Annotated in this window: 18 protein-coding genes; 7 read left to right on the top strand and 11 right to left on the bottom strand. The window is 70.7% G+C overall.

The window, feature by feature from the left end; genetic code table 11:
* Positions 1-24 precede the first annotated feature (24 nt).
* From ACH4FH_RS11430 to ACH4FH_RS11420, 3 genes are read left to right on the top strand one after another with little or no spacing between them, the layout of a single operon-like run.
* A complete protein-coding gene (locus ACH4FH_RS11430) occupies positions 25-549 on the top strand; it encodes a PadR family transcriptional regulator (RefSeq protein ID WP_398555544.1) in 525 nt (174 codons plus the stop codon).
* On the top strand, positions 546-1,235 hold the full coding sequence (locus ACH4FH_RS11425; protein WP_398555543.1) for an ABC transporter ATP-binding protein: 690 nt from the start codon (positions 546-548) through the stop codon (positions 1,233-1,235). The genes ACH4FH_RS11430 and ACH4FH_RS11425 overlap by 4 nt, the downstream gene beginning before the upstream one ends.
* Entirely contained in the window at positions 1,232-3,676 is a 2,445-nt protein-coding gene (locus ACH4FH_RS11420) for an FtsX-like permease family protein (protein ID WP_398555542.1), read from the top strand. Before ACH4FH_RS11425 ends, ACH4FH_RS11420 begins: the two co-directional genes overlap by 4 nt.
* Positions 3,677-3,705: 29 nt before the next feature.
* Here ACH4FH_RS11420 and ACH4FH_RS11415 read toward each other — a convergent pair whose 3' ends face one another.
* Positions 3,706-4,665 (bottom strand): LysR substrate-binding domain-containing protein, encoded by a 960-nt coding sequence (locus tag ACH4FH_RS11415; RefSeq protein WP_398555541.1) that lies wholly within the window; start codon positions 4,663-4,665, stop codon positions 3,706-3,708.
* 261 nt (positions 4,666-4,926) lie between these two features.
* Here ACH4FH_RS11415 and ACH4FH_RS11410 point away from each other — a divergent pair, with 261 nt between their 5' ends.
* Complete coding sequence (locus ACH4FH_RS11410) at positions 4,927-5,481, top strand: peroxiredoxin (RefSeq protein ID WP_398555540.1); 555 nt, start codon at positions 4,927-4,929, stop codon at positions 5,479-5,481.
* A gap of 33 nt (positions 5,482-5,514) precedes the next feature.
* Positions 5,515-6,048, top strand: a complete 534-nt coding sequence (locus ACH4FH_RS11405; protein ID WP_398555539.1) for an alkyl hydroperoxide reductase — start codon at positions 5,515-5,517, stop codon at positions 6,046-6,048.
* A 170-nt stretch (positions 6,049-6,218) separates the two neighbouring features.
* Here ACH4FH_RS11405 and ACH4FH_RS11400 read toward each other — a convergent pair whose 3' ends face one another.
* The 4 genes from ACH4FH_RS11400 to ACH4FH_RS11385 form a co-directional block, all read right to left on the bottom strand.
* Complete coding sequence (locus ACH4FH_RS11400) at positions 6,219-7,751, bottom strand: AI-2E family transporter (RefSeq protein WP_398555538.1); 1,533 nt, start codon at positions 7,749-7,751, stop codon at positions 6,219-6,221.
* A gap of 137 nt (positions 7,752-7,888) precedes the next feature.
* Positions 7,889-8,587 carry a transglycosylase SLT domain-containing protein gene (locus ACH4FH_RS11395; RefSeq protein WP_398555537.1) on the bottom strand — a complete coding sequence of 233 codons (699 nt, stop codon included), beginning with the start codon at positions 8,585-8,587 and terminating at the stop codon, positions 7,889-7,891.
* 412 nt (positions 8,588-8,999) lie between these two features.
* A complete protein-coding gene (locus ACH4FH_RS11390; protein WP_398555536.1) occupies positions 9,000-10,322 on the bottom strand; it encodes a PhoH family protein in 1,323 nt (440 codons plus the stop codon).
* Between the two features lie 416 nt (positions 10,323-10,738).
* Positions 10,739-11,536, bottom strand: a complete 798-nt coding sequence (locus tag ACH4FH_RS11385) for an isoprenyl transferase (protein WP_398555535.1) — start codon at positions 11,534-11,536, stop codon at positions 10,739-10,741.
* 122 nt (positions 11,537-11,658) lie between these two features.
* On the opposite strand from ACH4FH_RS11385, the gene mgrA reads away from it, so the two are divergent.
* On the top strand, positions 11,659-12,696 hold the full coding sequence (gene mgrA, locus ACH4FH_RS11380; protein WP_398555534.1) for an L-glyceraldehyde 3-phosphate reductase: 1,038 nt from the start codon (positions 11,659-11,661) through the stop codon (positions 12,694-12,696).
* A 303-nt stretch (positions 12,697-12,999) separates the two neighbouring features.
* Here mgrA and ACH4FH_RS11375 read toward each other — a convergent pair whose 3' ends face one another.
* On the bottom strand, positions 13,000-13,734 hold the full coding sequence (locus ACH4FH_RS11375) for a prepilin peptidase (RefSeq protein ID WP_398555533.1): 735 nt from the start codon (positions 13,732-13,734) through the stop codon (positions 13,000-13,002).
* Positions 13,735-13,773: 39 nt separating this feature from the next.
* On the opposite strand from ACH4FH_RS11375, the gene ACH4FH_RS11370 reads away from it, so the two are divergent.
* Complete coding sequence (locus ACH4FH_RS11370; protein ID WP_398555532.1) at positions 13,774-14,133, top strand: DUF192 domain-containing protein; 360 nt, start codon at positions 13,774-13,776, stop codon at positions 14,131-14,133.
* A 331-nt stretch (positions 14,134-14,464) separates the two neighbouring features.
* Here ACH4FH_RS11370 and ACH4FH_RS11365 read toward each other — a convergent pair whose 3' ends face one another.
* From ACH4FH_RS11365 to ACH4FH_RS11345, 5 genes are all read right to left on the bottom strand, one after another.
* Positions 14,465-15,094: an OmpA family protein gene (locus tag ACH4FH_RS11365; RefSeq protein WP_398555531.1), complete on the bottom strand. Its 630-nt coding sequence runs from the start codon at positions 15,092-15,094 to the stop codon at positions 14,465-14,467.
* Positions 15,095-15,102: 8 nt separating this feature from the next.
* Positions 15,103-15,687, bottom strand: a complete 585-nt coding sequence (locus ACH4FH_RS11360) for a hypothetical protein (protein WP_398555530.1) — start codon at positions 15,685-15,687, stop codon at positions 15,103-15,105.
* Positions 15,688-15,784: 97 nt separating this feature from the next.
* Complete coding sequence (locus ACH4FH_RS11355) at positions 15,785-16,516, bottom strand: pilus assembly protein TadG-related protein (RefSeq protein ID WP_398555529.1); 732 nt, start codon at positions 16,514-16,516, stop codon at positions 15,785-15,787.
* Between the two features lie 14 nt (positions 16,517-16,530).
* On the bottom strand, positions 16,531-16,695 hold the full coding sequence (locus ACH4FH_RS11350) for a membrane protein (RefSeq protein WP_033266190.1): 165 nt from the start codon (positions 16,693-16,695) through the stop codon (positions 16,531-16,533).
* Positions 16,696-17,301: 606 nt separating this feature from the next.
* Positions 17,302-18,195 carry a DUF5936 domain-containing protein gene (locus ACH4FH_RS11345; RefSeq protein WP_398555528.1) on the bottom strand — a complete coding sequence of 298 codons (894 nt, stop codon included), beginning with the start codon at positions 18,193-18,195 and terminating at the stop codon, positions 17,302-17,304.
* Positions 18,196-18,204 lie beyond the last annotated feature (9 nt).

Raw genomic sequence — 18,204 nt, 5'->3', positions numbered from 1 at the left:
CACTCGCCGCGTATGGTGGTCGGCATGTCAATCGGTCATACGCTGCTCGGCCTCCTGGAGTCCGGTCCCCGCCACGGCTACGACCTCAAGCGGGCCTTCGACGAGCACTTCGGTCAGGACCGCCCGCTGCACTACGGTCAGGTCTACTCCACGATGTCCCGGCTGCTGAAGAACGGCCTGGTCGAGGTGGACGCCGTGGAGGCCGGGGCGGGTCCTGAGCGCAAGCGGTACGCCATCACCGACACCGGCGTCACCGACGTCGCGCAGTGGCTCGCCCGCCCCGAGAAGCCCGAGCCCTACCTCCAGTCGACGCTCTACACAAAGATCGTGCTGGCCCTGATGACCGGCCGCGACGCCGCGGAACTGCTCGACACCCAGCGCGCCGAGCATCTGCGGCTGATGCGCGGGCTGACCGAGCGCAAGCGCACCGGCGACCTCGCCGACCAGCTGATCTGCGACCACGCGCTGTTCCACCTCGAAGCCGATCTGCGCTGGCTGGAGCTGACCGCCGCCCGACTGGACCGGCTGGCGGAGACGGTGCGCGCATGACGCCGGAGGGATCCCTGCTCTCGGCGGAAGACCTGCACAAGTCCTACGGCGCCACCGCCGCATTGGCCGGCGCGGATTTCTCCGTCCACCCCGGCGAGGTCGTCGCCGTGATGGGCCCCTCCGGCTCCGGCAAGTCCACGCTGCTGCACTGCCTCGCCGGGATCGTCCCGCCGGACTCCGGCACCGTCCGCTACGGCCCGCACACCCTCACCGGCCTGAGCGACGCCCGGCGCAGCGCCCTGCGCCGTACCGACTTCGGCTTCGTCTTCCAATTCGGCCAACTGGTACCGGAATTGACCTGTCTGGAGAACGTCGCACTGCCGCTGCGGCTGAACGGCACCAAGCGCAAGGAGGCCGAGGCGCGGGCCCGCGAGTGGCTGGAGCGCCTGGAGGTCGACACCGCGCAGGCCCGGCGGCCCGGTGAGATATCCGGCGGTCAGAGCCAGCGCGTCGCGGTCGCCCGCGCCCTGGCCGTCCGGCCCCGGGTGATCTTCGCGGACGAGCCGACCGGCGCCCTGGACTCCCTCAACGGCGAGCGGGTGATGGCCCTCCTGACCGACGCCGCCCGCGACACCCACGCCGCCGTCGTCCTGGTCACCCACGAAACGCGGGTCGCCGCCTACTCCGACCGCGAGATCGTCGTCCGCGACGGCCGGGTGAAGGACATGCCGGCGGCCTTGCGATGAGCCCGCTGCGCTCACGCCCCGGCACCGAACGCGGGCACGCCGGCACCGAAGACGGCCCCGCCGCCCGCCCGGCCCCGACCACCCTCCCCCGCACCGGGCCCGCCACCTGGGCCCGCGACCTCGCGATGGGCATGCGGTTCGCGGCCGGCGGCGGCCGCGAGGGCTGGATCCGTACGGCCCTGACCGCCGCGGGCGTCGCCCTGGGGGTGAGCGTCCTGCTGCTGGGCGCGTCCGTGCCGTCCCTGCTGGAGTCCTGGCACGGCAGGGAGCAGGCGCGCGAGAACCTCGGGCAGGAGCACGACCCCCGGCCGGCCGACGACACCATGCTCTACACCTCGGCGGACACCACCTTCCACGGCGCGCAGATCCGCGGCCGGCTGGTGCGCCCGGACGGTGCGCACCCGCCTGTGCCGCCCGGCGTCGACCGCCTTCCCGACCCCGGCCGGATGCTGGTCTCGCCCGCCCTCGCCCGGCTGTTGGACTCCCCCGACGGGGCGCTGCTGCGCGACCGGCTGCACTACGAGGTGGCCGGACACATCGGCGACGAGGGCCTGCGCGGACCGAAGGAACTGACCTACCTCGCACAGCCCGCTGCCCTCCACGAAGCCGACGGCTATCGCATCGACCACTTCGGCAAGAGCTGGCAGCCGCCCCCGCTGCGGGCACCGGTCGCGCTGCTGGTGATCATGTCGTGTGTGGCGCTGATGATGCCCGTCGTGGTCTTCATCGGCACCTCCGTACGGTTCGGCAACGAACGCCGCGAGCGCAGACTGGCCGCGCTCCGGCTGGTCGGCGCCGATGTCCCCACCACCCGCCGGATCGCGTCCGGCGAGTCGCTGTTCGGTTCGCTGCTGGGGCTGGCCGCGGGGGCCCTGCTCTTCCTGGGCGCACGACAGCTCGCGTCCGTGATCACGCTGTGGGACGTCAACGTCTTCCCCTCGGACGTGAGCCCCGGACCGCTGGCCACGCCGCTGATCGTGCTCCTCGTGCCGATCGCGTCGGTCCTGGTGACGCTGTTCGCACAGCGCGGCGTCACCGTCGAACCGCTGGGTGTGGTCCGCGACCGCCCCGCCGTCCGCCGCCGGCTGTGGTGGCGGGTGGCACTGCCCGCCGTGGGCGCCCTGCTGCTGCTCCCGCTCGCCCGGGACCGGCCGTGGACCGACACCCCGCTGAACACCGTCCGGCTGGCGGCCGGTGCGATGCTCCTGCTGCTCGGGGTCACCGCGCTGCTGCCCTGGCTGGTCGACGCGGTGGTGCGCCGGCTGCACGGCGGCCCGGTGACCTGGCAACTCGCCACCCGGCGGCTTCAGTTGAGCAGTGGCTCGGCCACCCGCGCGGTCAGCGGGATCACCGTCGCGGTGGCCGGTGCGATCGCGGTCCACATGCTCATGACCGGCATGCAGACCGGCTACGCCCAGGCGTACGCCCGGTCCGGCAAACTGCCGCAGATCGGCCTGTGGGGCGGCGGCAGCAGCTGGCCGCAGACCGAGCGCGCGCTGACCGCGCTGCGGGCCACCCCCGGGGTGACCGCGGTCCGCGGCACCGTCGACGCGAACATCGGCGGGCTGCCCGTCGCGGGCGGGGACCCGGACCGCACCTCGATGGCGACGGTCGCCATCGGCAGCTGCGCCGAGCTGCGCAGGCTGGCCCGGATCGGCTCCTGCCGGGACGGCGATACCTTCGTCACCGACGCCCGGGAGAAGGACTCCCCCGTCGCGCCCGGTGCCACGGTCGACCTCAACCCTGCGTCCTCCCATCCCGCGTTGTCCCAGGAGGGCCCCACAACTCCCCGCCCCTGGACGGTTCCCCGCACGGCCCGCGCCACCCGGCTCCTCGCCCCTGGCCACGGGCCCGGCCTCTTCTCGTACGACCTCCTGGCCACCCCGTCGGCGCTCGACACCGCCAAGCTCCCCTCCCCCGACATGGAGCTGAAGGTCGACTTCGACCGGGGAACGAAGGACGCGGTGGAGCACATCCGCAACACCGCCGCGCGCATCGACCCGACGATGAATGAGTTCTCCACCCTCCACAATCCGCATGACGCGCAGTACTCCAGCGTCCGCGACGGCCTGTTCACCGCCGCCATCGTCACGCTGCTGCTGATCGGCGCGGGACTGATCATCTCCACCGTCGAACAGCTCCAGGAGCGCCGCCGACTGCTGTCCGCCCTGGACGCGTTCGGCACCCGCCGCGCCACACTCGCGTGGTCGATCCTGTGGCAGACCGCCCTCCCCGTCACGCTCGGCCTCGGCCTCGCGCTCGGCTGCGGGCTCACCTTGGGGACACTGCTGCTGACGATGATCGACAACCCGGTGACGGTGGACTGGCCGGTGGTGGCGGCGATGACCGGCATCGGCGCCGGGGTGATCCTTTTCGTGACCGTACTGAGCCTGCCTGCGCTGTGGCGCCTGATGCGGCCCGACGGTCTGCGCACGGAGTAGCCCCACCCCGGCGGGACCACTGGGGGCCGCTAGTCCTTCACGATCCGGACCGGCAGTCCTCGCAGCGCCACCCGCAGCGCGTCCGCGAACTCCTCGAACTCGCGATGCCGCGCCGAGCCGCTGCGCATCGCCAGCGCGATCCGCCGGACGGGTGCCGGGTCCGCGAAGTACCCGGTCGTCAGCTGGTCGTTGCGACCGGTCTCGACCCGCAGCGCGGTGCGCGGCAGCAGGGTCACGCCCAGCCCGCCTGCCACCAGCTGGACCAGCGTCGACAGCCCCGCCGCGCTGGTCGTCACCGGGGCACCTTCGTCCCGGCCGGCCTCGCGGCAGATGTCCAGCGCCTGGTCACGCAGGCAGTGGCCCTCGTCAAGGAGCAGCAGGTCGAGTTCCTTCAGCGCCTGCCGCGGGATGTCACCACGGCCGCCCAGCCAGTGCTCCTTGGGCGCGACCAGCACGAAGTCCTCTTCGAACAGCGGCAGTTCGGTGACCTGCGGGACTCCGAGGGGCACCGCGAGCAGGAGCAGGTCGAGCCGCCCGTGGGCGAGCCCGTCCAGCAGCGAGGCGGTCTGCTCCTCGTGCACCTGGAGGTCCAGGTCTGGATACGTCTCGTGGACCAGCCGCAGGACGGTCGGCAGCAGATACGGCGCGACGGTCGGGATGACCCCCAGCCGCAGCACTCCGGTGAACGGCGCACGCGCCGCCTCCGCCTCGTCCATCAGATCGCCGACCGCCTCCAGGACGGTACGGGCGCGTGCCGCCACCCGCTCCCCCGCAGGCGACAGCAGCACCTTGCGCGTCGTACGCTCCAGGAGCTGCACCCCGAGTGCCTCCTCCAGGGAGGAGACCGCTCCGGAGAGTGCGGGCTGGCTCATACCGATCTCGGCCGCCGCCTCGCGGAAGTGCAGATATTCGGCCACCGCGGCGAACGCCCGCAGCTGGGACAGGCTGGGCTGGCGGGGCCTGCCGGCCTGGCTCGCGGGTGAAGCCACTGATAACCACCTCCGATCAACATTGACCAGTCTAGTCGGCCCTCTGATCAATGCCGACGGTTGTCCCCCAGGTGACGGGCGTATGGCAGGCGCGTGACGGACGCCACTGATAGCCGGACCCGATCAACGCATCACGATGTGGCTATTTCCCTGATCAATAGCGCCTGTGGCACTGTGTAACCCGTCCAAGCCCCAAGGAAAGCCCCCGAATCCCCAATAAGGGATTCTGCATGGGCTGTTACTCCCCCACAAGGAGAGCGCGTGCTCACTGTCGGTGACAAGTTCCCTGAGTTCGATCTGACCGCCTGCGTCTCGCTGGAGACCGGCAACGAATTCGAGCAGATCAACCACAAGACCTACGAAGGCAAGTGGAAGATCGTCTTCGCGTGGCCCAAGGACTTCACCTTCGTGTGCCCGACGGAGATCGCCGCGTTCGGCAAGCTGAACGAGGACTTCGCCGACCGCGACGCCCAGATCCTCGGCTTCTCCGGTGACTCCGAGTTCGTGCACCACGCCTGGCGCAAGGACCACCCGGACCTGACCGACCTGCCCTTCCCGATGCTCGCCGACTCCAAGCACGAGCTGATGCGCGACCTGGGCATCGAGGGCGAGGACGGCTTCGCGCAGCGCGCCGTCTTCATCGTCGACCAGAACAACGAGATCCAGTTCACCATGGTGACCGCCGGCTCCGTCGGCCGTAACCCCAAGGAGGTCCTGCGGGTCCTCGACGCCCTGCAGACCGACGAGCTGTGCCCCTGCAACTGGTCCAAGGGCGACGAGACCCTCGACCCGGTCGCGCTCCTCTCGGGCGAGTGAACAGCGTAGAAACGAACAGGAGGCTGAGCTGACATGGCTCTCGACGAACTCAAGTCCGCCGTACCGGACTACGCCAAGGACCTGAAGCTGAACCTCGGCTCGGTCATCGGCAACAGCGACCTTCCGCAGCAGCAGCTGTGGGGCACGGTCCTGGCCTGCGCGATCGCCTCGCGCTCACCGAAGGTCCTGCGCGAGCTGGAGCCGGAGGCCAAGGCCAACCTCTCCGCCGAGGCGTACACCGCCGCCAAGTCGGCCGCCGCCATCATGGCGATGAACAACGTGTTCTACCGGACCCGGCACCTGCTGTCGGACCCGGAGTACGGCACGCTGCGCGCCGGCCTGCGGATGAACGTCATCGGCAACCCCGGTGTCGAGAAGGTCGACTTCGAGCTGTGGTCGCTGGCCGTCTCCGCCATCAACGGCTGCGGCCAGTGCCTGGACTCGCACGAGCAGGTGCTCCGCAAGGCCGGTGTGGACCGCGAGACGATCCAGGAGGCCGTCAAGATCGCCTCCGTCCTGCAGGCCGTCGGCGCCACCCTCGACGCCGAGGCCGCGCTCGCCGAGTGACGCACCACCGCATGCGGTGAGTGAAAGCGGCGCTGCCGCCGCACCTCACACACACCACAGAACCCCGCAGACGACTCGTCTGCGGGGTTCTGTGCGTCAGTTGGGTCTGCGGGGGGGGGCCGGGGCGCCCCCGGGTACTGCGAGCCGCGCGGCACCCGGTGGCCCCGTGGCTACTCCTGCGGCTGTTCGACCGGCACCCGGACGGGCGTCGCCGTCGGCGCCACGCCGATCGCGGTCGCCCCGCGCGGCGGCGGTGTCATCCGCAGCGCCTGCTCCCTGGAGTAGGAGCGCAGATAGCCGACGACGGCATTGGTGACCGCCACCAGCGGGACCGCGACGACCGCGCCGCCGATCCCCGCGATCAGACCGCCCGCGGCGACCGACAGGATCACCGCGAGGGGATGGACCCGGACCGCCCGGCCCAGGATGAAGGGCTGCAGGATGTGCCCCTCGATCTGCTGCACGGCCAGGACGACCGCCAGCACCATCAGGGCCGTGAACACGCCCTGGGTGACCAGCGCGACCACACATGCCAGCGCGCCCGAGACCACCGCGCCGACCAGCGGGATGAAGGCGAACAGGAAGATGAAGACGGCGAGCGGTACGGCCAGCGGCACATCGAGGAACCACAGCCCGATGCCGATGAAGATGGCGTCGATCAGCGCGACCACCACCGTGCCGCGCACATAGGCGGTCAGCGTGCGCCAGGCCCGCGGCCCCGCGCCCGCCATGCCCGCCCGTGCCACGCCCGGGACCAGCTTGAGCAGCCAGGTCCAGATCCGGCGGCCGTCGTAGAGCAGGAAGAGGGTGGTGAACATCGCGAGCAGGATGCCCGTGAGGACCTCAAGGACGACGGTGACGCCCTCCAGGCCCGCCGAGGTGATCGCCTCGGTGTTCGCGCCGACCGCGTCCTGCAGGTTCTTCGCGATGTGGTTGATCTGACCCTCGGTCACATGGAACGGGCTCTTCAGCAGCCAGCCCTTGAGCTCGGTGATGCCCTCCTGGATACGGCTGGACACCGAGTCGATGTTGTCCTGGACCTGCCACACCACGAACCATCCGACCAACCCCATCACGACGAACCCGCCGATGAAGGTGAGCGCGGTCGCCAGCCCCCGCGCCAGTCCGCGGTTGCGCAGCCACCCCACCGTCGGCTGGAGCAGAGCGGTGATCAGCAGCGCCGCGATGAAGGCCAGGACGACCAGTTCGATCGTGGTGATGACGCGTGCGAGCACCCACAGGGTCCCGGCCAGGACCAGCAGACGCCAGCCCACCTCGGCGGAGACCCGCACCCCCCACGGCACCGCGTCCACCGGGTCCGGGCGGGGCGCCACAGCCGGTGCGTACGCCGGCGGCGCGGGCACCGAGTCCGGCGTGCGGGCGGCGGTCGGTGCCGCGTCCTCCGTGCCGGGGTGCGGCACACCGTCCACGGCGTCCGGCAGCTGCTTGCGGGCGGGGCGCGGTCCTGCCGCGCCGCCCGGTGCCGGGGACCCATTGGCCACCGGTCGCGCGCCGCCCGGCGCCCCGGAGTCTCCGGCGCCGCCGTGGACGTCCGTGTACGCGGCGCTCGTCAGCTCGTCGGAGTCGTCGGAGTCAGCGGCCACCGCCGCTGCTTCCGCGCGGCGGCGCTGGTCCTCCAGCCGCTGCGACAGCCGCGTCAGACCGGCGCCGAGCTCGCCGATCCACTGAGGCAATCTGGACATGTCGCTTCCTCTTCCCCTCCCGTCCCCCATCACTGACGGCACGACGTTACCCGGCACGGACGCACGAAACCCCCGACGCTCGCGCGGTCGGGGGTTTCGGAAGCGCTGTGATGCTGCCGGTACGGCTCCCGGAGGGCCTAGTACCAGTTGTTGGCCTGCCAGAACGACCAGGCACCGCAGGGGCTGCCGTAGCGGTCGTTCATGTAGTTCAGGCCCCACTTTATCTGCGTGGCCGGGTTGGTCTGCCAGTCCGAGCCGGCCGACGACATCTTCGAGCCGGGCAGGGCCTGCACGAGTCCGTACGCGCCGGAGGACGCGTTGCTGGCCTGGTAGTTCCAGCTCGACTCGTGGTCCACGATGTTGCTGAAGCACTGGAACTGCTCGCCGGGGATCATCTGGCGCGCGATGGCCTGAGTCTCGGCGACGGTGTAAGAGCCCTTGACCGTGAAGTCAGCGGCGTCGCGCGCGGACGAGCGGGACGCTGCCAGCTTCTCCTCGCGCTCCTTGGCGGCCTTCTCCGCCTTTGCCTTCTCGGCAGCTTCCTTCTTCTCCTGCGCGGTCTGTGCGGCGGCCTTGCGTGCCGACTCCTGCGCGGACTTGAGGGAGGCCGCATCGGCCTGGGTGGACTGCTCGTCCGCCTGCTGCGTCAGGGACGCCGTCTGCACCTGGGCCTGCTGGCCCGCGGGGATGTCGGCGATCGTCGCGTCGGCCGCGGTGGCCTCGGTGTTGCCGACCGAGCCCTGGTCGCTGCCTGCAGCGACGCCGACTACGGCGCCGACGGTGGTGACCGCGGTGGCGGAGGCCACGGCGAATCCCCGGACCGAGATCCGGCTCACACGTTTTCCTTCCAGCATCGCCCGCATAGGTGACCTCGCGGGCGCAATCGTGCCCCTGGCGCTGGTCTCCCCTTGTTCCGGCCGCTGTTGAGCGGTAGCGGCCGACTGGTCACGGGAGGCACTGGCCCGGTACGTCCCCCTCGGGGGTCCGCGTGGTGCTTCGGGCGGCATACGACGACTCGCTATGAAGTTCGGATGGTGCTTACCTCCCCCGAGGGAGGCCGCTGTGTCGCATGCGGGGCCTGACAGGACCCAGACTCTGCCCGAACGAGATGCCGCGAATCAATTCTCCGTTGCGTGTGAAAGCTCACACCTCGTTTACACCTGGGGATTTTCGGATATCCCCGCGCGACAGAACGCCGCCCGGCTAAGCTCCTTCGCTTCTCCGGGCGGCGCCATGGTTCACAAACGGTCAGATCCTGCCGTCCTCCAGCATTTCGGTCACCAGTGCCGCGATCGGCGACCGCTCCGAGCGGTTGAGGGTGACGTGTGCGAACAGCGGATGGCCCTTCAGCTTCTCGACCACCGCGACCACACCGTCATACCTGCCCACCCGGAGATTGTCCCGTTGTGCGACGTCATGGGTCAATACGACCCGGGAGTTGGCGCCGATACGGGACAGAACAGTCAAAAGGACGTTGCGCTCCAGCGACTGGGCCTCGTCGACGATGACGAACGCGTCATGCAGCGACCGCCCGCGGATGTGGGTGAGCGGCAGCACCTCCAACATGCCGCGCCCCACCACCTCTTCGATGACGTCCTTGCTGGTCACCGCGGACAGCGTGTCGAAGACGGCCTGAGCCCAGGGGCTCATCTTCTCCGCCTCGCTGCCCGGCAGATAGCCCAGCTCCTGACCGCCCACGGCGTACAGCGGCCGGAAGACCATCACCTTGCGGTGCTGCTGACGCTCCAGCACGGCCTCCAGACCCGCGCACAGCGCCAGCGCCGACTTGCCCGTACCGGCCCGGCCGCCCATCGAGACGATCCCGACCTCCGGGTCGAGCAGCAGATCCAGCGCGATCCGCTGCTCGGCGCTGCGGCCGTGGATGCCGAACGCCTCCCGATCGCCCCGCACCAGCCGGACCGCTCCCTCCGCGGTGACCCGGCCGAGCGCCTTGCCGCGCTCGGACTGCAGCACGAGTCCGGTGTGCACCGGAAGTTCGGCCGCGTCCGGCAGATACGCGGATTCGGCGGCGAACAGATCGTCCACCTGCTCGGCGGGGACGGTCAGCTCGGCCATCCCCGTCCAGCCGGAGTCGGTGATCGCCAGCTCGGCGCGGTACTCCTCGGCCAGCAGGCCGACCGAGGAGGCCTTGATGCGCAGCGGCAGGTCCTTGGAGACGACCGTGACGTCGTACCCCTCGGCCTGGAGATTGCGCGCCACCGCCAGGATGCGCGAGTCGTTGTCGCCGAGCCGGAAGCCGGCGGGCAGGATGCCCGGATCTGAGTGGTTCAGCTCGACCCTGAGAGTGCCGCCGAGCTCCCCGATGGGGATGGGCGCATCGAGTCGGCCGAATTGCACCCGGTACCCATCCAGCAGGCGGAGCGCCTGCCGCGCGAAATAGCCGAGCTCGGGATGGTGCCTCTTCGCCTCCAACTCCGTGACCACGACGACCGGCAGCACGACTTCGTGCTCGTCGAAGCGGGACATGGCGCCTGGATCCGCCAGCAGGACGCTGGTGTCGACGACGTAAGTGCGCCGGCCGTTGTCACGGCGCTTTTTGCTGTTCACCACGGGTGGACGAACCCCCTCGGATGAGGTCGGGGTGCGACGGCGTCGCGGGGGACAGGACCGGGTTCTGGCCACGATGCGCGGGCCGAACGCCGGCCCTCCGCGTCGTCCGTGCGGTGCGCACGAGCGTCCGTGATGTGCAAAGGGCCTCCCGGGCGGACGGCCCCATGCCGCCCGCTGAGATGCGACGCCCGATGTCTGGTTCCGGACGCCGACCTGGAAGGGATATGCCCTGTCAGCCCCTCACCCATGCCACGGCATATGACGCCCGGCCGGTGAACCTTTGGTGACACGCGATCGCTGAGCGGCGGAGAGGCGGGAGGGACGGATGTGCCGCGAAGGGTGACGCGGGGGCCGTTTGGGCTAACGGCGGCCCCGAACAAGAACGGGCCCCGGAGGACTCTCCGGGGCCCGTGCGGCTAGAAGCCGTAACGGCGGTGGCGGGCGGCGTAGTCGCGCAAGGCCCGCAGGAAGTCGACCTTCCGGAACGCCGGCCAGAAGACCTCGCAGAAGTAGTACTCCGAATGGGCGCTCTGCCAGAGCATGAAGCCCGACAGCCGCTGCTCGCCGCTCGTACGGATCACCAGGTCCGGGTCCGGCTGGCCGCGCGTGTAGAGGTGCTCGGAGATGTGTTCGACGTCGACGATCTCGGCCAGCTCCTCGAAGGAGGTGCCGCGCTCGGCGTGTTCCAGCAGCAGCGAGCGCACCGCGTCCGCGATCTCCTGCCGGCCGCCGTAGCCGACCGCGACGTTCACCAGGATGCCGCTGTTGTCGACGGTCTCCTGCTCGGCTTCCTTGAGCACCTGCTGCGTACGGGAGGGGAGCAGATCGCGGTTGCCGACGTGGTGCACCCGCCAGCGGCCGCCGGCGGCCAGGTCGCGCACGGTGTTCTCAATGATGCCCAGCAGCGGGGTCAGCTCGTTCTCGGGCCGGTCGAGGTTGTCCGTGGAGAGCATCCACAGCGTGACGACCTCGACGTCGGTTTCCTCACACCAGCCCAGCAGCTCACTGATCTTGGCCGCGCCCGCTTGGTGGCCCTGCTCGGTCGTGCGTCCGTCGGCCCGCGCCCAGCGGCGGTTGCCGTCCAGGATGACGCCGATGTGCTTGGGCACCTGGGTGTGGTCCAGGCGGCCCTCCACCCGGCGCGCGTACAGCCGGTAGACCAGATTGCGCAGTGCAGGCGGATACGGGATGCGCACCCCGGAAGATCGCAGCATGTGTGGTCCAGCCCCTCCGTGCCGATGGCGGTCGCCCCGTCGCCTCAAGTGGGCAACTTTACTTCTCGGGTGTATCGACAGCCCAATCAGGTGTGTCACAAGTACGTGATAGGGAGATGAGCATGACTGGCACATCTGACTACCGCGCCGTGGATTCGCGCTATGACTCCATGGAGTACCGGCGCACGGGCCACAGCGGCCTCAAACTCCCCGCTATCTCCCTTGGACTCTGGCACAACTTCGGGGACGATCGCACCCTGAGCTCCCAGCGCGCCATCCTGCGCCGTGCCTTCGACCTGGGCATCACCCACTTCGACCTGGCCAACAACTACGGTCCGCCCCCCGGTTCCGCCGAGCTGAACTTCGGCAAGATCTTCGCGCAGGACTTCCGTCCCTACCGTGACGAGATCATTCTCTCGACGAAGGCCGGATATCGGATGCACGCCGGTCCGTACGGCGAATGGGGTTCGCGGAAATATCTCCTCTCGTCGTTGGATGCGTCACTGAAGCGGATGGGTGTCGATTACGTCGATATCTTCTACTCGCACCGCTTCGACCCGGACACTCCGCTGGAGGAGACCATGGGCGCCCTGGCGTCCGCGGTCCAGCAGGGCAAGGCGCTGTACGCCGGTGTCTCGTCCTACAACGCCGAGCAGACCCGCGAGGCCGCCCGGATCCTGCGCGGTATGGGTGTCAGGCCCCTCATCCACCAGCCCTCGTACTCGATGATCAACCGTTGGACCGAGGACGACGGGCTGCTGGACACGCTCGAGGCCGAGGGGATGGGCTGCATTTCCTTCGCCCCACTGGCGCAGGGCCTACTGACGGACAAGTACCTGCACGGCGTCCCCGAGGGCTCCCGCGCCTCGCAGGGCAAGTCCCTGGACCCTGGTCTGCTCTCCGACGACGTCGTACGCCGGCTCCGCGGCCTGCACGACATCGCCGCCCGCCGCGGCCAGTCGCTGGCGCAGCTGGCCCTGGGCTGGGTGCTGCGTGACGAGCGGATGACCTCCGCGCTGATCGGTGCGAGCAGCGTGGCGCAGCTGGAGGCCAATATCGCGGCCCTCGACGCGCCCAAGATCACGCCGGAGGAGCTGGTCGAGATCGATGAGTTCGCCAAGACCACGGACGGCGTGAACATCTGGGCCCGACGGGGCTGACCGCGGCCGGGCGCCGGGGTCCGGGCACCGGCCACCGGGCGCGCGCCCATCCGCCGGTCCCGGGCCTCGGGCACAAAAAACGGGCCGGTCCGTGGGGGGGGATACGGACCGGCCCGAGGGGGGGATCCCACCATAACCCCGCTGGAGGAGTGCTCCGTGCACCCCGGGAATCGCGGCGTGGCTCCGGCTCAGCGGGGTGGGGCAATCGTGGGGCAATCGGCACTCCCCGGGGCCCGTGCCGGTCTCTCGCCGAGCGGTGCGGAGCCCGTACCGGTCTCGTACGGAGCGGCCGCGCCCGCCGGATCAGGTGGCCGCGGACGCGCCCAGCAGCAGGCCGCAGAAGGCGCCGGCGATCATGAACGGCCCGAGGGGCATGGCGGCCTGCCGGCCGTCGCGCCGGAACAGCAGCAGCCCTGCGCCGTAGAGGGCCCCGATCAGGATCCCCGCCGCACCGCCCGTGACGACGGTCCGCCAGCCGTACCACCCGAGGGCGACCCCGAGCCCGACAGCCAGCTTGACGTCCCCCAGGCCCATTCCGGCCGGTCTGACGACGAACAGCAGCAGGTAGAACCCCCCGAGGACCAGCCCGCCGAGCAGGGCCCGACGCCACGATCCGGTCTCCCCCGTCAGCCATCCGACCAGCCCCAGGGCCCCCGCGACCGCGGCGGCGAGCGGCAGGGTCAGCTCGTCGGGGAGGCGTCGCACCCGCCAGTCGACGGCCACCAGCAGCACCGCGACCGGCGCGGCCAGCAGCCAGGCGGCCAGCTCGGGCCGCGGTCCGGTGGCCGCCGCCAGGGCCGCGCAGACCAGCGCGGTGACCGTGGCCGTCGGCAGCACGCCCGGCCCGTAGGTCCCGCAGTGCGGGCAGTGCCCCCGCCCCACCCAGCCTCGCGCCCTCCCGGTGATCGCGTGCCCTTCCGGACAGGTCGCCCGCCACTCCTCCTCGGGCTCGACGCTCAGCCGGTGGGCCGGTCGCGGTATGAGCAGCCCGGCCGCGGCCCCGTAGGCGGCGGCGAGAACCATCAGCATCACTGACACGCGTCGACCCTAGAACGGGGAGCTGATAGAACGTCGCCCATGGCGCGTTGGGAGAACGGCCCGGGAATCCTGCACGGCGCGGACACCGACATTCCGGTGGAGATCGCGGCGTCCTATCGCGCCCGCAGCCGTGGACTGCTGGGCCGCGACGGCATCGAGGGGGCACTGCTGCTGACGCCGGCGAGCGGCGTCCACACCTTCCGGATGCGGTTCGCGCTCGATATCGCGTATCTGAAGCGGGATTTCACCGTGCTGGCCGTACACACCATGCCGCCGGGGCGGCTGGGACTGCCCCGGCCGCGGGCGCGGCACGTCCTGGAGGCGGAGGCGGGGGCGATGGCACGCTGGGGCCTGCGCCCGGGACTGCGCCTTTCGGTGACCCCCGCCAACCCGCGCTGACCGTACGGGCGTTCCCATGGGCCGCGGGCGCCCGCGCCGCCGGCACGCGGAATCAGCTGGTGGCTCGTCTCCCTGCCGCGAGCCCCTGTCTCCCAGGGCAGGAGCAGGCAGGTGGGGCCGCGCGATGCACTTCCAGCTGATCGCGTGCGTGCGGTGCGTAAGTGACCTTAGGGCAGATGTCCTCACAGGGCACTTATCCCCATATGTACTATCTGCCGGGTTAACTTCCTCTACTTCGCCGCGCGGTGGCCCGCCGTTCACCCTTTCCGGTCGGCAACCGGCGCCGCGGCCCCGGGGGCTGGCCCCAGGGCGGCCCCCGCACTGCGGCCGCTCACGACCCGTCGCGCGGGAAGCTCACCTCGACACGCCGATTCTTCTTACGGCCGGCTTCCGTGGTGTTGTCGGCGATCGGGTACTGCTCGCCGTAGCCCCGGATCTGGAAGGTGACCGAGGAATCGAGCTTCTTGGCCAGCTCCCGCTGGACGGCGTTGGCGCGGTCCTTGGAGAGCACCAGGCCGTGCCCGGCGGAGCCGAGATTGTCGGTGAACCCGAACACCCGCAAGCCGGTGGCGTTCTGCTTCTCGATCTCCGTGGCGATGGTGCCGATACGGGAGAGCGCCTCCGGCGTCAGCTTCGCGCTGTCCTTGCCGAAGAGGACCTCCGCCTGCAGCGCGAAGGTCACATTGTCGTTGGTGTCCTGCCGGCGCTCGGAGCCGTCGTCCGTCTCGACGATCGACTTGATGTTGAGCACCTTGGAGGGCGCCAGCTCGGCACCCTGGACCATCTTGAGGTCGGGGTCGTGGGCGTCGATCCGCACCGGAGGGTGGGAATCCTCGGTCACGCCGGGCGGGTCGGCCTGGGCCGTCGGCACTGTCAGCGCCGCGGTCAGCAGCAGCGCGAGGGCGGCCGTCACGGCCGTACGGGTGGCGCGGGGCGCACGCGGGGTCCGGGTCGGGGTCATCGGCCCGCTCAGTCCGTGATCTGCACGCTGGCCGGCGGCATCGTCGGCAGCTGGAAGTCGACTTCGGTCACCTTGGCGGGCGGTGCGGGGAACTGCGCGAAGACCGGGCGGCTGGAGCCCGGCAGCAGACCGCTGAGCCCGGTGGTGCACAGGCATTCGCCGTTGGTGTCGCGCAGCACCAAGTACCTCTTCTTGCCTGCCTTGTCCACGAGCGTGGCCCCCGAGATGGAGGAACGGGAGCGCATCTCCGTCTCGTTGGAGCGCCAGTCGATGGCGTTGAAGGCGCGGGTGCCGCGGTTGGTCACCGTGCCGTTGACCGTCACGAAGCCGCCCGAGTCACGGACGACGGAGTGGAGGGTGACGACCACGCCGTCCGGCCCCTTCATCTCGCCGATCACCTTGTCGGAGTCGGCCGCGGGCGCGCCGGGACCGCTCTCCTTCGGCCCGGAGCTGTGGGCGGCCGGCTTCTTGTCGTCCGTCGCCTGCGACCCGCCGCCGTCGCCACCGCAGCCGGCCACGACGAGAGCCAGGCCGACAGCGCTCGCCATGGCGACCGCTCCCCTGACGGCCTTCGTGGTGCGCCGAATGCTCATGGATCGATTCCTTTGATCGTCGATTGCTCGGTTCGGTCGGGCGGTCGGACGGTCCGGTCGGGCGGTTCGGTGCGACCGGGGAACGAGGTGGAGCCGGTCAGCGGGCGAGACGTACGGAGAACAGGTCGGAGGCGTCGGGGAGATCCTGTGGCTTGTCCGGGTCGAGCGTCCAGCTCCTGCCGTCGCAGAGGAGCGTGACCGGCGGCGGCTTGTCGCCCTTGCCCTCGCCGCCCTCGTCCTCCGTGTCGCCCTCACCCCCCTTGCCGCCCTCGCCGCCGGCGCCGTCCTTTCCGGCCGTGCCGCCGGTGGGCCCGCCGTCGTCCGACGGCGGTGTGTCGATGGTGCAGCGGGGCCCGACGACGGATTGCGCCTTTGCCGACGCATGCCTGTTCTCGGTCCCCGGGATGACCGAATCCCCGACGGTGTTGCGGGTCTTGACCGTCACCGCGAACGACGTGGGCCAGGAGTCCGGGGTGCAGGTGGAGACGGCCGCGTCGTTCTGGCCGGCGAACCAGTCCGCGGCGGCGCAGGCCGCCGCGGAGGGGACGCCGCGGCCGTTCACCAGGTCTTCCCAGGCCGACGCGTCATCGTCGCCACCCCCGGCGCGGATCGCGTCGAGAAGGGCGGTGCTCAGCTGATCGCGGTACTTCTGTCCGGCGGCGAGCGCGGCCGCGTCGGCGGCGGTCTGCGCCCCGTTGCGGGTGGCCGCGGCCTGGCCGACGGCGAAGAACGCGAGCGCGAGAAAGAGCAGGCCCCCCACCGCCACGATGTAGAGCGGAAAGGCCTGCCCTGCGTCACGCCGTCGGCGGCGCGCGATGTGGGCCGTCACGGCCGTGGCGGCAGCTAGATGCCGACGACGTCGGAGATCTTGTTCGCGATGGCGTTCGCGATCTGACTGCCGAAGTCCGTGGTCGACAGGACCAGGACGATCGCCACGACCACCGCGATGATCCCCAGGTACTCGATCGAGGTCTGTCCCCGGTCGTTCCCCAAAACCCGCTTCGCCATCGTCTTCCCCTCCATGGGCGGCCGTCCCGCTCTGGTCCGGCCGGTCTGTCCCCGTGGTGTCGGCGCGCTTGGGCGCGCTCTTGACACGAAGAAAGTACGCCGGAACAGGGTTCCCGGAACAGGGATTCCGAACCCCGTCCTCGTTCAGGAAGGCGTGCGGGAGCCACAATGGCGCGTTTTGGCCACTCAGTCGCACCTCGACCACCCCCGTCCCCCCTCCGGGACCATCCGGCGCTCCGGCGCCTTGGCGGACCGGCCGGCCCGCCTGCACCACGGTGCGAGGGGAGCCGCCAGGGGACCCACTGTGGCACAACTCGTTGCTCCTGCGAAGGCGTTGGCGAGAAGCTGTGGGTACATCGGTGTCATCCGGCCGGGTGGTGCGCCGCGGTGGCGGACGGGTGCCGGGCTCGGGCCGTGACGGCCCCCGGAGGGGCGGGGCGGCCGGGCGGCCGCGGGGTCGGGGAGCGGTGGCCGCACGCCGAGGTGCGCGCATGCCGGGGCGGCCGCGGAGGCCGCAGGCGCGGGTGGCGCGAGAGGGGACCCGACTTGCGGATGCACATCGCGTCCACGGCGCCGGGCCGTGGCGGGCACGGGCGCGGCCATCGGTCAGTCGCCCATCAGGGAACCGAAGTTGGTGCCGGAACCCAGGAAGAAGCCGGCGATCAGCAGGATCATCGTGGCCGGGACCATGAAGGTGGTGATGATCATCGTGGCCTTGGGGACCGCCCGGGCGGCCCGTCGACGGGCGTTCTGGGCGTCGGTGCGCCGCATGTCGTTGGCGATCTGGATGAGGGTGTCGACGATCGGCGAGCCCAGCTCCTCGCCCTGCTGAAGGGCCGTGACGAATTGGGCGACCTGTTCGGAGTCGTTGCGTTTGCGTAGTTCTTCGAATGCCTCGCGACGGCTGACGCCCATGTCCATCTGGCGGAGGGTGATGCGCAGTTCGTCGGCCCAGGGGCCCTCGTACTTCTCCGCGACCCGGTCCAGTGCCTGACGGAAGCTCAGGCCCGCGCTGACGACGACGGCGAGCACGTCCAGGAAGTCCGGAAGGGTGCGCTCGATGGTGTCCTTGCGCTGGCGGATGGCGGCCCAGATGCCGACCTCGGTCCAGAAGAGGCCGAAGAGCACCATCAGAACGCCGAGAAGCGGCTGACCGCGCAGGAACATCACCAGCGCGCCGACGAAGCCGAGGGCTCCGTAGACGGCGCGGCGGGCGGCGTAGCGGTCGACGGTCAGGCCACCGGGGTTGCCCGCCAGGTCGATGCGGCGCCGGACCCGGGCGACGCGCTTGTCGCCCATCAGCCGCAGCACGAGCGGCGCGTAGCGCATGCCCGTGCGGTCCAGCGCGGAGCCGACGGCCGTGGTCCTGGTGGAGCCGACCTCCAGGGCCAGTGCGAGGTCGGGCGGGAGCCTGGCCTCGCGGCGGTAGAGGGCGATACCGCAGCAGATGCCGACGACCGACAGGGCGAAGGCGGCGGCCAGCAGTATTCCGATTCCCATGGCGATACC

Origin of the sequence: Streptomyces sp. NPDC017993, assembly GCF_044328065.1 — a bacterium.
GTDB lineage: Bacteria > Actinomycetota > Actinomycetes > Streptomycetales > Streptomycetaceae > Streptomyces.
The sequence above is the reverse complement of the archived record's forward strand: the minus strand, read 5'-3'. Positions and strand labels throughout refer to the sequence as shown.

What these genes read in the sequence shown, in the direction of transcription:
- ACH4FH_RS11430 (WP_398555544.1), top strand. Translation starts at nt 25, where the DNA reads ATGTCAATCGGTCATACGCTGCTCGGCCTCCTGGAGTCCGGTCCCCGC.
- ACH4FH_RS11425 (WP_398555543.1), top strand. Translation starts at nt 546, where the DNA reads ATGACGCCGGAGGGATCCCTGCTCTCGGCGGAAGACCTGCACAAGTCC.
- ACH4FH_RS11420 (WP_398555542.1), top strand. Translation starts at nt 1,232, where the DNA reads ATGAGCCCGCTGCGCTCACGCCCCGGCACCGAACGCGGGCACGCCGGC.
- ACH4FH_RS11405 (WP_398555539.1), top strand. Translation starts at nt 5,515, where the DNA reads ATGGCTCTCGACGAACTCAAGTCCGCCGTACCGGACTACGCCAAGGAC.
- ACH4FH_RS11400 (WP_398555538.1), bottom strand. Translation starts at nt 7,751, where the DNA reads ATGTCCAGATTGCCTCAGTGGATCGGCGAGCTCGGCGCCGGTCTGACG.
- ACH4FH_RS11385 (WP_398555535.1), bottom strand. Translation starts at nt 11,536, where the DNA reads ATGCTGCGATCTTCCGGGGTGCGCATCCCGTATCCGCCTGCACTGCGC.
- mgrA (WP_398555534.1), top strand. Translation starts at nt 11,659, where the DNA reads ATGACTGGCACATCTGACTACCGCGCCGTGGATTCGCGCTATGACTCC.
- ACH4FH_RS11370 (WP_398555532.1), top strand. Translation starts at nt 13,774, where the DNA reads ATGGCGCGTTGGGAGAACGGCCCGGGAATCCTGCACGGCGCGGACACC.
- ACH4FH_RS11365 (WP_398555531.1), bottom strand. Translation starts at nt 15,094, where the DNA reads ATGACCCCGACCCGGACCCCGCGTGCGCCCCGCGCCACCCGTACGGCC.
- ACH4FH_RS11360 (WP_398555530.1), bottom strand. Translation starts at nt 15,687, where the DNA reads ATGAGCATTCGGCGCACCACGAAGGCCGTCAGGGGAGCGGTCGCCATG.
- ACH4FH_RS11350 (WP_033266190.1), bottom strand. Translation starts at nt 16,695, where the DNA reads ATGGCGAAGCGGGTTTTGGGGAACGACCGGGGACAGACCTCGATCGAG.
- ACH4FH_RS11345 (WP_398555528.1), bottom strand. Translation starts at nt 18,195, where the DNA reads ATGGGAATCGGAATACTGCTGGCCGCCGCCTTCGCCCTGTCGGTCGTC.